This window comes from Ralstonia sp. TCR112 (assembly GCF_007997035.1).
In the GTDB taxonomy this organism is placed as follows: Bacteria; Pseudomonadota; Gammaproteobacteria; order Burkholderiales; family Burkholderiaceae; genus Ralstonia; species Ralstonia edaphi.
On record NZ_VOSS01000100.1, the window covers coordinates 38,751 to 52,073 of the forward strand.

Annotated in this window: 11 protein-coding genes and 2 pseudogenes; 10 read left to right on the top strand and 3 right to left on the bottom strand. The window is 66.8% G+C overall.

Annotation, left to right across the window (positions count from 1 at the left end; all coding sequences use genetic code 11):
- Positions 1 to 55: 55 nt before the first annotated feature.
- Positions 56 to 457 carry a DUF2946 domain-containing protein gene (locus tag FUT88_RS21810; protein WP_147218316.1) on the bottom strand — a complete coding sequence of 134 codons (402 nt, stop codon included), beginning with the start codon at positions 455 to 457 and terminating at the stop codon, positions 56 to 58.
- Positions 458 to 644: 187 nt separating this feature from the next.
- Between FUT88_RS21810 and FUT88_RS21815 the strand changes: the two are divergent.
- A pseudogene (locus tag FUT88_RS21815) lies at positions 645 to 1,834 on the top strand (hypothetical protein).
- Between the two features lie 88 nt (positions 1,835 to 1,922).
- Positions 1,923 to 2,945 (top strand): TraB/GumN family protein, encoded by a 1,023-nt coding sequence (locus FUT88_RS21820; RefSeq protein WP_147218318.1) that lies wholly within the window; start codon positions 1,923 to 1,925, stop codon positions 2,943 to 2,945.
- 38 nt (positions 2,946 to 2,983) lie between these two features.
- On the opposite strand, the gene FUT88_RS21825 is transcribed toward FUT88_RS21820, so the two are convergent.
- Together FUT88_RS21825 and FUT88_RS21830 are read right to left on the bottom strand one after the other, a co-directional pair.
- Positions 2,984 to 3,292 (bottom strand): DUF1272 domain-containing protein, encoded by a 309-nt coding sequence (locus tag FUT88_RS21825; protein ID WP_147218320.1) that lies wholly within the window; start codon positions 3,290 to 3,292, stop codon positions 2,984 to 2,986.
- A gap of 20 nt (positions 3,293 to 3,312) precedes the next feature.
- Complete coding sequence (locus tag FUT88_RS21830) at positions 3,313 to 4,266, bottom strand: sugar-binding transcriptional regulator (protein ID WP_147218322.1); 954 nt, start codon at positions 4,264 to 4,266, stop codon at positions 3,313 to 3,315.
- A gap of 216 nt (positions 4,267 to 4,482) precedes the next feature.
- Between FUT88_RS21830 and FUT88_RS21835 the strand changes: the two genes are divergently transcribed.
- The 8 genes and pseudogenes from FUT88_RS21835 to FUT88_RS21870 all read left to right on the top strand — a co-directional run.
- A complete protein-coding gene (locus FUT88_RS21835) occupies positions 4,483 to 5,808 on the top strand; it encodes an ABC transporter substrate-binding protein (RefSeq protein ID WP_410003895.1) in 1,326 nt (441 codons plus the stop codon).
- A gap of 28 nt (positions 5,809 to 5,836) precedes the next feature.
- A complete protein-coding gene (locus tag FUT88_RS21840) occupies positions 5,837 to 6,790 on the top strand; it encodes a carbohydrate ABC transporter permease (RefSeq protein ID WP_410003894.1) in 954 nt (317 codons plus the stop codon).
- Positions 6,787 to 7,608, top strand: coding sequence for a carbohydrate ABC transporter permease (locus FUT88_RS21845; protein WP_147218326.1), 822 nt, complete (start codon positions 6,787 to 6,789; stop codon positions 7,606 to 7,608). Before FUT88_RS21840 ends, FUT88_RS21845 begins: the two co-directional genes overlap by 4 nt.
- Complete coding sequence (locus FUT88_RS21850) at positions 7,605 to 8,321, top strand: HAD family hydrolase (protein WP_147218327.1); 717 nt, start codon at positions 7,605 to 7,607, stop codon at positions 8,319 to 8,321. The genes FUT88_RS21845 and FUT88_RS21850 overlap by 4 nt, the downstream gene beginning before the upstream one ends.
- A 34-nt stretch (positions 8,322 to 8,355) precedes the next feature.
- Positions 8,356 to 9,465 carry an ABC transporter ATP-binding protein gene (locus tag FUT88_RS21855; protein ID WP_147218329.1) on the top strand — a complete coding sequence of 370 codons (1,110 nt, stop codon included), beginning with the start codon at positions 8,356 to 8,358 and terminating at the stop codon, positions 9,463 to 9,465.
- Positions 9,466 to 9,496: 31 nt separating this feature from the next.
- Entirely contained in the window at positions 9,497 to 10,915 is a 1,419-nt protein-coding gene (gene dalD / locus FUT88_RS21860) for a D-arabinitol 4-dehydrogenase (protein WP_147218331.1), read from the top strand.
- 68 nt (positions 10,916 to 10,983) lie between these two features.
- Positions 10,984 to 12,482, top strand: a pseudogene (gene xylB / locus FUT88_RS21865) (xylulokinase).
- The coding region (locus FUT88_RS21870) for a carbohydrate kinase family protein (RefSeq protein ID WP_147218333.1) at positions 12,479 to 13,323 on the top strand (845 nt) is incomplete at its 3' end. The pseudogene xylB and the gene FUT88_RS21870, both read left to right, overlap by 4 nt.

Sequence of the window (13,323 nt, forward strand, 5' to 3'; positions counted from 1 at the left end):
TGGCCCCAACGAGGGCCGAACGCAAAGGCGCCACGGCATTACGTCCGCGGGCGCGTCAGATCGACAACGACGGAGACACAGGAGGCGCGCGCGACTCGGCCACGCGCAGCGCACTGCGCGCGTACACGGGCGCCGGGGTGGCCGGCTGCCGCACGCGATAGACAAAATGGGCGGAAGGAACATCCAGCGCCGGCAACGAGGCGAGCGCCAACCCGGCGGCAAACCCCGGGCAATACAGACAGTGCGCCACGCTGTGGTGGGCGGCCGAATCGTCGGCAGAGCCATCGCCAGGCACATCGATGGCGACCTGCACAGTGCTGCCATGCGGTGCCGTTGCGCTGCACAGCTCGACGGCCAGCGTGCCCGTGGCCGCCGCACGAGCGGAAGCGAGCACCGGCGACAGTACGTTCAGTACGATCGCAAGCCAGACGAGGAAGAGCCAACGGCGATGGAGCATGGATGGACAACGTCAGAATGTGTGGAGTATAGCGCTGCACACAGTTCCCCGAATTGCCTGCGGCACAGTGCCGCGCAAGGGAAGATCGCCGAAGAACGACTGGCAATTCGATGGGAATTAGCCTTAATTATTGGATCAACTATAATTTATACCGATTTCCATAATCAGGTCTAAAACAGGGCTTTCCATGGATTCCCGACTCGATTCCGGCGATACCAGCCGCTTCAACTTCCACCGCCAGGACCTGGCCAATACGCTGTGCGACAGCCTGGAAGGCAAGGGGCTGGCCGACGCGCGCTCCGGGCTCTTCCTCGCGGCGCCCCGGCGCACGGGCAAAAGCACGTTCCTGCGCGAAGACCTGGTGCCGGAGGTCGAGCGCCGCAAGTGGATCGCCATCTACGTCGATTTATGGGCCGACCGCGCCCGCGACCCCGGCCTGCTGATCGCCGACGCCATCAAATCGAAGCTGGCCCAGTTCGACGGCCCGATCGCGAAGCTCGCCAAGCAGGCCGGCATGGAGAAGGTCGACGTGTTGCGTACGTTCACGTTCAACCTCGGCAAGATCGGGCTGCCGCCGGGCATCACCCTGGCCGACGCGCTGGATGTGCTGTACAAGGCGGTGCAGCGGCCCGTCGTGCTGATCATCGACGAGGCGCAGCACGCGTTGTCCACCGAGGCCGGCACCAATGCCATGTTCGCGCTCAAGGCCGCGCGCGACCAGATGAACCAGGGGGTGGAAGAACCGCGCCTCTTCCTCGTCTTTACGGGGTCGAACCGCGACAAGCTCGCCAACCTGCTGCTCAATCGGACGCAGCCGTTTTTCGGCTCGCGCGTGACCAACTTCCCGCTGCTGGGGCGGCCGTATGTGTCGGCGTACACGGCGTGGGTCAACCAGCACCTGCGCCGAACAACCAGTTCAAGGAAGACGACATGTTTGCCGCCTTCCAACTCGTCGGGCACCGGCCGGAGATGCTCAAGGGCATCGTCAGCGAGATCGCCCTGGAGCTGGGCGAAGCCGCCAGCCTGGGAGAGCTGCTCAAGCGGGGCGCGCAGGGTTTTCGGGACCGCATCTGGGGCGAGATCGAAAGCGATTACAGCGCGCTGACGGAAATCCAGCGCGCCGTGCTGGCGGTGCTGATCGAGCGCGGGCAAGGCTATTCGCCGTTTTCGGAAGACTCGATGAAAGCGTACGCGGCCAAGCTCGGTCACAGTGAGTTTTCTACCGCCACGGTGCAGGCCGCGCTGGACGCGCTGCGCGACAAGAACCTGATCTGGAAGGAATCCCGCGGCGCCTACGCGCTGGAAGACGAAAGCCTGGCGCTGTGGTTTCGCGAGACGCGTGGCGCGCATGCCGTGCCGCCGAAGCTGAGCAAATAGCGCGTCTGGGGCGATCATCCCGCGGCACGCAATGGCTTGTGCCAGCTACACTGGACAGACGACACAACAATATTCGGGGAGCAGCCAAATGGCACGCAATCACACCACGTGGCGCGCGCTCGCGGCCGCGTTTTTTCTGCTGACGGGCGCGGGCGCCGCTGTCGCGCAAGACGCAACGCCCGCACAGGCACAGGCCGCGGCACCGAACTGTCCGCCCCCCGCCTCCAGCTTCATCCCGAAGGACGGCTGGGTCGCCGCCGCGCAACGCGCGACCGACCACGGCCTGCTCTGGCGCATCGAAAAGAACGGTCACACCTCGTGGCTCTACGGCACGATCCACGTGGCGCGGGCCGACTGGATGCTGCCCGGCCCCACCGTGCGCAGCGCGCTTCAGCAGGTCGACAGCATCGCGCTCGAACTCGACCTGCTCGACAAGGACGCCGACCGCAAGCCGCTGACCGCGCACAACAGCGCAGAAGACCGCCGGCTCCTGACCGGCCGTCGCGGCGAACGCTTCAACAAACTGCTCTCCGCGGCGTGCCTGCCCGACACGGCCCTCATACAGATCCGCAAGTTCCAGCCGACCATGCAGCTGGCCTCGCTGGCGGTGCTGGGGGTGCGCACGGACGGGCTCTATCCGGATTTCGGCATCGACCTGTTTCTCACCACCTACGCCAAAAGCGTGCACCTGCCGATCGTGCCGCTCGAAACGCTGGCGCAGCAGGTGCGCGTGCTCAACGAGATCGTGCCGAAGAACGAGGTTGCGCAGCAGTTCGATACCGTGCTCGACGCGATTGAATCCGGCGAGGCGCGCACGCAGACGCTCACGCTCGCCAATGCGTGGGCCGACAGCGATATCAGCACGCTCGAGCACTACCCGCAGTGGTGCGATTGCCTGAAGACGGCGTCGGACAAACGCGCCTTCCGGCGTCTGGTGACGAACCGCAACCGCGCCATGGCCGAAAACATCGCGCGCGTGCACAACAGCGGCCAGCGCGTGTTTGGCGCCGTGGGGGCGCTGCACATGATCGGACCCAAAGGGATTCCCGCGCTGCTGGCGGCACGCGGGTACAAGGTCACGCCGGTGTTGCCGGCACCCGAGCCGCGCTAGGCGGCGCGCGTTTTCGCTATTCGGTCAGCGCTATTCCGTTAGCGCTTTGCTGGCGGTGTCGATCCAACGGCCGCCGCCAGTTCGGCATGCGCGGCCAAATCCGCCCGGCGATGCTTGACCGTCGTACTGGCCGGATACTTGCCCAGGAAGTTGCCGTTCTTCCAATCCTTCGACGGGCGGATCGGCCGCGCCGTAAAGCCGCCGCCGCAGTTCGGGCAGACATTGCCGAACACGCCGTCCGCGCACGTCGCGCAGAACGTGCATTCGAATGAGCAGATGCGCGCGTGCGTCGTGTCGGGCGGCAGTGCGGTGTTGCAGTGTTCGCAGGTCGGGCGGAGTTCGAGCATCGTATCTTCGGTGTGGTGAATCAGTTAATGGCAGCCAGGATGCGCTGCGCGCAGGCTTCGTCGGTCACAAGACCGGTCAGCCAGCCGCCCCGCAAGGCCGCCCCGATCGCGCCCGCCTTGGCCATGCCGCCAGCAATGGCGATGACAGGGCGAGACGGCATCGGCTTGAGCGGCAAGCTGGTGATGCGGGTCTGCAAGGGCACCTCCAGCAAGCGGCCCTGGGCGTCGATCGGCCGGCCGATCAGCTCGCCCGCCGCGCCGTGGGCGAGCAGATCGTCCACATCCTTCTCGCTGATGAAACCATCGACCTGCAATGGGCAACCCGGCCCGATCGTGCCGACACCGATGAAGGTGACATCCGCCTGCGCCGCCAGATCGGCCACCACGCCGTAGAGCCGGTGGTGGCACCACTGCCGCGTGTCTTCGGCGCTGTCGGCAACGAGCGGCGCGGGCAGCAGGTAGTAGCGGCTGCGGGTTTTCTCCGCCGCGGCGAGCGCAACGTCGTAGCGGTTGGAGGACCCATCCGCCGCAATCGCCCCGACCATCGAGACGATGCGGTGTTGCGGCCGGTCAAGGTCGGGCAGTTGGTCGATCGCGGCGCGCAGCGTGCGGCCCGAGCCGACGTTCACCACGCGCGGCGCGTCGGCCAGCAGGTGGCGCTCCATGATTTCCGCGGCGGCCACGGCAATCATGCGCTGGGCGGCGTCGGCATTGTCGGCATTGGCCGGCACCACGTGGCAGGTTTCCAGCCGGAAACGGCTGCGCAGGCTCTCGGCGAGCTCCAGACACGCCGACACCGGGTGCGTCACCCGCACCTTCACCAGCCCATGCTCCACCGCATAGGCGACCAGCCGCTGGGCGATCTGGCGCGACACGCCCAACTGCTCGGCGATGTCATGTTGCGTGTGGTTGCCCACGTAATAGAGCCACGCCGCGCGGGCGGCCTGGTCTCGTTTCTCTTGCTGCTTGGACACGCAGCGCCTCCTCTAGTACCTCGGCGATATGGGATGCATCGTAGCGTGCTTTTGCCCTTTCAACGAGCATTTGCTTGACAAGCGCAACATCGCATCCGATTATTTGCTCACAACACGGACAATTGCTCAAACCTCGAAGCAAGTCCAGGCGGTGCGCCCGCATCGCCACATTCCAAGAAAGGAGACGACTGCATGTTCCGCACGCTTCTGCGCGGGATGGCCCGCCCATCCCGGCTACTCAAGCTGACCGCCTTCGCTGCCCTCCCGGCCTTCACCGCCATTTCCGCGCACGCCGCGCCCACCACGCTCACCATCGCCACGATCAACAACCCAGACATGATCGTGCTGCAGAAACTGTCGAGCCAGTTCGAGCAGGCGCATCCCGATATCAAACTGCGCTGGGTCACGCTGGAAGAAGGCGTGCTGCGTCAGCGCGTGACCACCGACATCGCCACCGGCAGCGGCCAGTTCGACCTGATGACGATCGGCGGCTACGAAGCGCCGCTGTGGGCCAAGAAGGGCTGGCTCACGCCGCTGGACATGCCCGCCAGCTACGACATGGCCGATCTGTTGCCGACGGTGCGCGATGGTCTGTCGCAGGGCGGCAAGCTCTTCGCCGTGCCCTTCTATGCCGAAAGCTCGATGACGTACTACCGGCGCGATCTGTTCAGCGCAGCGGGCCTGAAGATGCCCGAGCAACCGACGTATGACGACATCGCCAAGTTCGCCGCCAAGCTCCACGACCCGGCCAAAGGGGTGTACGGCATCTGCTTGCGCGGCCGTGCGGGCTGGGGCGAAAACATGGCGCTAGTGTCGACGATGGTCAACACGTTCGGCGGCCGCTGGTTCGACGAGAAATGGCAGCCGACCATCGATACGCCGCAGTGGAAACAGGCGGTCAACACATATGTCGACCTGCTGAAGAAATACGGCCCGCCCGGTGCAAGCAGCAACGGCTTCAACGAAAACCTCGTGCTGTTTTCGGGCGGCAAGTGCGGCATGTGGATCGACGCCACCGTCGCGGCCGGCATGGTCAGCAGCGCGAAGGATTCCAAGGTGGCCGACAAGGTGGGCTTTGCGAATGCGCCCGTCGCGAGCACACCGAAGGGCTCGCACTGGCTGTGGATCTGGGCGCTCGCGGTGCCGAAGTCGTCGAAATCGCCGGAGGCTGCCAAGACGTTCGCGGCCTGGGCGACATCGAAGGACTACATCCGCGCCGTGGCCAAGGCGCAGGGCTGGGGCGAGGTGCCGCCGGGCACGCGCGCATCGACGTATGACGACCCGGCCTACCAGAAAGCCGCGCCGTTCTCGGGCTTCGTGCGCCACGCCATCGAAACGGCCAACCCGAACGATCCGTCCGCACAGAAAGTGCCCTACACCGGCGTGCAGTTCGTGACGATTCCGGAGTTCCAGTCGCTGGGCACGGTGGTCGGCCAGGCAATCGCCGGCGCGCTCACGGGCAAGACGACCGTGGACGACGCGCTGCGTGTCTCGCAATCGCAGGCACAGCGTGCGATGCGCCAAGGCGGCTATCTGAAGTGATGCAGCCGCGGCTGCGCCCGGAGGTGTCATGGAACATGTATTGGAGTCGCGGGTGAACGGCATGGGCGGCACGCCGTCACCCGCCCAGCCCGTACAACCACAAAACGGCGCGCGGCGCTGGCTGCCGACGCTGCTGGTGTCGCCGTCGGTGCTGGTGCTGCTGTTGTGGATGACGGTGCCGCTGGCGATGACGCTGTATTTCTCCGTCAGCCGCTACAACCTGCTCAACCCCGATCAGACCGGCCTGGCGGGGCTCGACAACTACCGCTTCCTCATCGAAGACCCAGCCTTCTGGCCGGCCATCGGCAACACGCTGGTGCTGATCGGCTCGGTGCTGGTGATCAGCGTCGTGGCCGGCACGCTGCTGGCGGTGCTGTTCGACCAGCCGTTTGCGGGGCGCGGCGTGGCACGCATCCTTGTCATCAGCCCGTTCTTTGTCATGCCGACGGTGGCCGCGCTCATCTGGAAGAACATGATGCTGCACCCCGTGTACGGCCTGGCCGCCTGGGTGGCGCGGCTGTTCGGGGCCGAGCCGGTGGACTGGCTGGCGACGCATCCGATGCTTTCCGTGATCATCATCGTGGCGTGGCAGTGGACGCCGTTTGCCTTCCTGATCCTGCTGACGGCGCTGCAATCGCTCGACCCCGAGCAGAAGGAAGCCGCGCAGCTCGACGGCGCGAGCCCCGTGCGCATCTTCTGGCACATCGTCCTACCGCACCTGAAGCGCGCGATTGCCGTGGTGGTGATGATCGAAACCATCTTCCTGCTCTCGATCTTTGCCGAGATCCACACCACCACCGCGGGCGGCCCCGGCACAGCCACGACCAACCTCGCCTACTTCGTCTACAGCCTCGGCCTGCAGCAGTTCGACATCGGCATTGCGTCGGCCGGCGGCATCGTGGCCGTGGTGCTGGCAAACGTGGTGGCGTTCTTCCTCGTCCGCATGCTGGCCCGCAACCTGAAGGGAGTGCACGAGCAATGAGCACCCTCACCTCAACCTGGCGCACGCGGCTGGCCGGTGTGCTGGCGTGGGCGATTGCCCTGGCGCTGTTCTTCCCCATCGCCTGGGCGGCGGTGACCGCCTTCAAGACCGAGCAGGACGCCTATACGCCCACGCTCCTGTTCACGCCGACGCTCGACAGCTTCCGCGAGGTGCTGGAGCGCGCGCACTACCCGAGCTTCCTCGGCAACTCGCTGGCGGTATCGATCATCTCCACGTTGCTGGCCCTGGCGATTGCCATTCCGGCGGGCTATGCGATGGCGTTCTTCCCGAACAAGCGCACGCAGCAGGTGCTGCTGTGGATGCTGTCGACGAAGATGATGCCGGCCGTGGGCGTGCTGCTGCCGGTGTACCTGCTGGCAAAAACGGCGGGGCTGCTGGATTCCATCACCGCGCTCGTCATCGTCTACACGCTCGCCAACCTGCCGATTGCCGTGTGGATGGTCTTCACCTACTGCAACGACGTGCCGCGCGAGATTCTGGAGGCCGCGCGCATGGACGGCGCCAACCTCTGGCAGGAACTCGTCTACGTGCTGCTGCCGACGATGCTGCCGGGGCTCGCCTCTACCGCGCTGCTCCTGCTGATCCTGTCGTGGAACGAAGCCTTCTGGAGCCTGAACCTGACGAGCATCGATGCCGCGCCGCTCACCGTCTTCATCGCGTCGTACTCGAACCCCGAGGGGCTGTTCTGGGCGAAGCTGTCTGCGGCCTCGGTCCTGGCCATTGCGCCGATCCTCGTGCTGGGCTGGCTGGCACAACGGCAACTCGTGCGCGGCCTGACGTTCGGGGCCGTGAAATGACGCCACATGCCAACGAATATGCCAACGCGCGCCCGCCCGCCTACCTGATCTGCGATTGCGACGGCGTGCTGATCGACAGCGAATCGGTGGCGCTGCGCGCGCTGATCCGCACGCTCGGTCCGCACGTGCCGCATCTCTCATCCGCCGCGCTGGAAGAAGTGCTCGAGCCGCGCCTGGGCATGAACACGATGGCGCTGCTGACGGAGCTGCAGAGCAGCATAGGCTTTCATCTGTCCGACACGCAACTGGCCGGCGTGCTGGCCGATGTCGAACACGACTGCGCCACGCAATCGCAGCCCGTGCCCGGCATTGCCAACCTGCTTGCCACGCTGCCGCAGCCCAAGGCCGTCGCCAGCAACAGCAGCCGCCCGCGCATTGAAGCAAGCCTGCGCAGAGCAGGCCTGCTCGACGTATTTGGCCCCCACATCTATAGCGCCTACGAAACACCGCGGCCCAAGCCGGCACCGGATGTGTATCTCGCCGCCTGCGCGGGCCTGGGCGCCAGCCCCGCGCAATGCCTCGTCATTGAAGACAGCGACACCGGCGTGCGCGCCGCCCGAGCCGCCGGCCTGACCGTATTCGGCTTTGCCGGCGTGGCACATGTGCCGGCAGTTGCCACACAGCGCCTGCTCGCAGCGGGCGCGCGCCACGTATTTACCGACATGCGGGCACTGGCCGACGCGCTGACGTCGACCCTTGCCACGCCCGCCTGATCCGCACACAGAACACGCCCAAGGAGACCTCGCCATGGCCAGCCTGACCCTGCGCAATCTGCAGAAGCGTTACGAGCAGAACACCGTCCTGCACGACATCAACCTCGACATTGCCGATGGCGAATTCGTCGTCTTCGTCGGCCCATCGGGCTGCGGCAAGTCGACATTGCTGCGCACGATTGCAGGCCTGGAGGGCATCGATGGCGGCGATCTGCTGATCGGCGATACGCGCGTGAACGACGTGGTACCCGCCAAGCGCGGCATTGCAATGGTGTTCCAGTCGTACGCGCTATACCCGCACATGAGCGTGTACGACAACATGGCCTTCGGGCTGAAGCTCTCGGGCATGAAGCGCGAAGCCATCGACGCTGCCGTACGCCGCGCTGCCGAAGTGCTGCACATCGACGCGTTGCTCGATCGCAAGCCGCGCCAGCTCTCCGGCGGCCAACGCCAGCGCGTGGCCATCGGCCGTGCCATCACCCGCGAGCCCAAGGTCTTCCTGTTTGACGAGCCGCTCTCCAACCTCGATGCCGCGCTGCGCGTGAAGATGCGCCTGGAGTTTGCCCGCCTGCACGACGCACTGAAGACCACCATGATCTACGTCACGCACGATCAGGTGGAAGCCATGACGCTGGCCGACAAGATCGTCGTGCTGCGTGACGGACGCATCGAACAGGTCGGCTCTCCGCAGACGCTGTATCACCATCCGGCCAGCCAGTTTGTGGCCGGCTTCATCGGCTCGCCCAAGATGAACTTCCTGCGTGGCGTCGTCGATCGTGCCGATGCGTCGGGCGTCTCCGTGGCGCTCGGGGGCGGCCAACAGCCGGTGGCCGTGTCCCCGGGCGAGCTGCGCGCGGGGGATGCCGTCACGCTCGGCATCCGCCCGGAGCATCTGCATCTCGACGCGGCGGGCACCCTGCGGGGCACCGTCACGCATATCGAGTCCCTGGGCGACGTGGCTTATCTGCATGCCGACTGCGAAGCCGCACCCGACGGCCTTGTGCTGCGCGTGCCGGAATCGACCCGGCTCGCGCACGGCAGCGCCATCACGTTGTCTGCCGACGCCGCGCACTGCCATCTGTTCGACGCCGAAGGCCGCGCGCTGCCGCGCCTGCAAGCCCAACAGTCCCAACAGGCCGCCTGAGTTTCACACCGCAACGTTGCACGCCCCGACCATGCCTTCCCCCAACGCTTCTTCCACCTGGCTGCACCTGGGTGCCGGCTCTTTCCACCGCGCGCACCAGGCGTGGTATCTGCATCGCCTTCGCGAGACCGGCGACACATCGTGGCGCCTGGCGCTTGCCAATATCCGCGACGATGCCGGCACGCTGCTGCATGACCTCGCTGCCCAGCACGGCGCCTACACACTGGAGACGGTCGACACCGCCGGTCGTCGCCAATACACGCGCATCCAATCGATTGATGCGGTCGTGCCGTGGGATGCCGAACTTGCGGCACTGTGCGAGATCGGCGCGGCACCCGACACGCGCGTGATCTCGTTCACCGTGACGGAAGGCGGCTACTACCTCGACCAGCAGCACCAGCTCGACGCCACGCAGCCGGACATCGCGGCCGACCTGCGCGGCAGTGCCTGCACGCTCTACGGCGCACTGGCGCGCCTGCTGCGCCTGCGTTGGCAGCGCGGCGACGCTCCGCTCACGCTGCTCAATTGCGACAACCTGCGCCACAACGGCGAGCGCTTCCGAAGCGGCCTCCGCCAGTTCCTCACGCTGCGGGGCGAGCCCGGCGACAGCGACCTCATCGCATGGCTGGACGCGCACGCCAGCACGCCCAACACGATGGTCGACCGCATCACGCCGCGCCCCACCGACGCCTTGCGCCAACGCGTGGCCGCACAAACCGGCTGGCCAGACCGCTGCCCCGTGATGGCCGAAACCTTTGCGCAATGGGTGGTAGAAGACGACTTCCGCGCCGGGCGGCCCGCGCTCGAACGCGTGGGCGTGGACTTCGTCGCCTCGGTGCTGCCGTACGAGGAAGCGAAGATCCGCGTGCTCAACGCCAGCCATAGCTGCATCGCGTGGGCCGGCACGCTCCTCGGGCTGCACACCATCGATGAAAGCGTGGCCGTGCCGTCCATCCACCGCATGGCGAGCGCCTATGTGACCGACGATGTCATCCCGTGTCTCACGGCCAACCAGCCCTGCCCCATCGACCTGGCCGCCTACCGCGACACCGTGCTCGACCGTTTCGCCAATCCGCACATCCGTGACACCAACCAGCGCGTGGCGGCAGACGGCTTTTCGAAGATTCCCGGCTTCATCACGCCCACGTTAGCGGAGTCCTTTGCGCGCGGGCATGTGCCCCTTGCCACGGCGATGCTGCCGGCGCTGTTCTTCGTCTTCCTGGAGCGCTGGCAAGCGGGCACGCTGCCGTATGCCTACCAGGATGGCCAGTTCGATCCGGTTGCCGCGCACGCCATGCTGGAGGCCGACGACCCGGTTGCCGTGTACTGCCGGAACACTGCCCTGTGGGGCAGCCTTGCGGGCACGGAAGCGCTCACGGCGCTCGTCCGCAACGCCGTCGCGCGTGTGCGGGCGTGGCTGGCAGTCGAACAAGCCGCCACTGCCGGCTAGTCATCAGCAAACGCAACGGCGGATTCGCGCGACAATCCACGGTTCAAGCAACCGGACCCGGCGGCCTCATGTACCTCGGCATCGATCTCGGAACCTCGGGAGTCAAAGTGCTGTTGCTGGACGCGGCGGGCACCATCGTCGGCACGGCTGGCGAGCCGCTCACCGTATCGCGGCCGCATCCGGGTTGGGCCGAGCAAGAGCCCGAAGACTGGTGGCAGGCCACCAGCGCCGCCATCGGCAAACTGCGCGATGCGGCGCCCCAAGCCTTCGCCGCCACCCGCGCCATCGGCCTGTCGGGCCAGATGCACGGCGCGGTGCTGCTCGACGCGCGCAACCGCGTGCTGCGTCCTGCCATGCTGTGGAATGACACGCGCAGCACCGCTGAATGCCTTGAACTCACCCGCCGCGTGCCCGACCTGCACGCCGTTGCCGGCAACCTGGCGATGCCGGGTTTTACCGCGCCAAAGCTGCTGTGGAGCGCACGTCATGAACGCGACGTGTTCAACGCCATCGATTGCGTGCTGCTGCCCAAGGACTACCTGCGCCTGCGCCTGACAGGTGAACGCGCGTCCGACCCGTCGGATGCGGGCGGCACGCTGTGGCTCGACGTGGCACGACGCACCTGGTCTGACGAACTGCTCGCCGCGACGGGCCTGTCACGCAGCCAGATGCCGCGCCTGGTGGAAGGCAGCGCGCCCAGCGGCACCTTGCTGCCGAGGTGGCCGATGCATGGGGCCTGGCGCGCGGCGTCGTCGTCGCTGGCGGCGGTGGCGATGGCGCGGCCAGCGCCGTGGGCATCGGCGCGACCCAGCCGGGCGATGGCTTTCTGTCGCTCGGCACGTCGGGCGTGATCTTTGTCGTCAATGACCGCTTCCGCCCAAACCCAGCTCAAGCCGTGCACGCGTTCTGCCACGCGCTGCCGGGGCGCTGGCACCAGATGAGCGTGATGCTGTCCGCCGCGAGCTGCCTGCGTTGGTTCTGCCGGCTGACGAGCGTGCCGGAAGCCACGCTGCTGCCTGAAATTGCTGCGCTGGCTGAATCCGAACGCCAGTCAGCGCCGTTCTTCCTGCCCTACCTCAGCGGCGAGCGCACGCCGCACAACGATGCGTTTGCGCAAGGGCATTTTCACAACCTCACGCATGCCAGCGACCGCGCCGCGCTCGGTTACGCCGTGCTCGAAGGCGTCGCCTTTGGCATGGCGGATGGGCTGGACGCCTTGCGCGCAGCCGGCACGCAGGTGGCCTCGCTCTCGTTTGTGGGCGGCGGCTCGCGCAGCCCGTTCTGGGCGCAATTGCTGGCTGACACGCTCAACACCGAACTGACGACCCATGTCGGCAGCGAAGCCGGCGGCGCGCTCGGTGCCGCGCGCCTGGGCTGGATGGCCGATGGCGGCATCGAAGCGGCCGTCTGCGCCAAGCCGCCCGTGCAAGCCACGTATCGGCCCGATGCCGCACGCCACGCGCGCCTTGCCGAACGGCTGTCGACATTCCGTGCGCTGTATCGGCGCGCTTCGCCGCTGCCAGTCGCGCCTTCTGCCCAAACTTCCGATCTCCCCTTGCCTGCATGACCGACGCCCTGCCCTTGCCCCGCCTCGTCGTCTTTGGCGAAGCGTTGACCGATTTCCTGCACCAAGGCAACGGCCAATGGCTCGCCCGGCCAGGCGGCGCATGCTGGAACGTGGCGCGCGTGGCGGCGCGCTTGGGCGTGCCCACGGGTTACGCGGGCGCCATCAGCAACGACGTGTTCGGCGACGCGCTCTTCGCCGATTCCCAGGCCGCCGGGCTCGACCTGCGCTATCTGCAGCGCGTGGATCGCTCGCCCTTGCTGGCGATGGTCACGTCGACCCAGCCGCCGCACTATTTCTTCGTGGGCGATGACAGCGCCGACCTGCATTTCGATGCGCAAGCCCTGCCCGCCGGCTGGCAAACCGCCGTGGAGATCGCCCACTTCGGCTGCATCAGCCTGGCGCGCGAGCCGTTGGGCAGCCGCCTCGTGGCGCTGGCCGAAACGCTGGCCGCGCAAGGTACCCGCATCACCTTCGACCCGAACTGGCGCACGGCGATGGACGCACCGCACTACGCGCCACTGCTGCTGCGCATGGCCGCCATCGCATCGGTCATCAAGGTGTCGGATGAAGACTTGCGCCACCTGTTTCCCGGCGATGCCGATCCGCTGACCACGCTGCGCGCCCTCGCGCCGCAAGCCGACATCCTGCTCACGCTCGGGGCGGAGGGCATGGAATGGCTGGCAGCGGCGCACGGCGGGCAAGACGATGCGCGTATCGCGCAGCCGGCCTTTGCCGTGCCGGTGGCGGACACCGTCGGCTGCGGCGATGCCGCGATGGGCGCCTGGCTGGCGAGCCAGCTGCAGTCGCCCGAGGCGCCACCGCAGGCACATCTGCGCCAAGC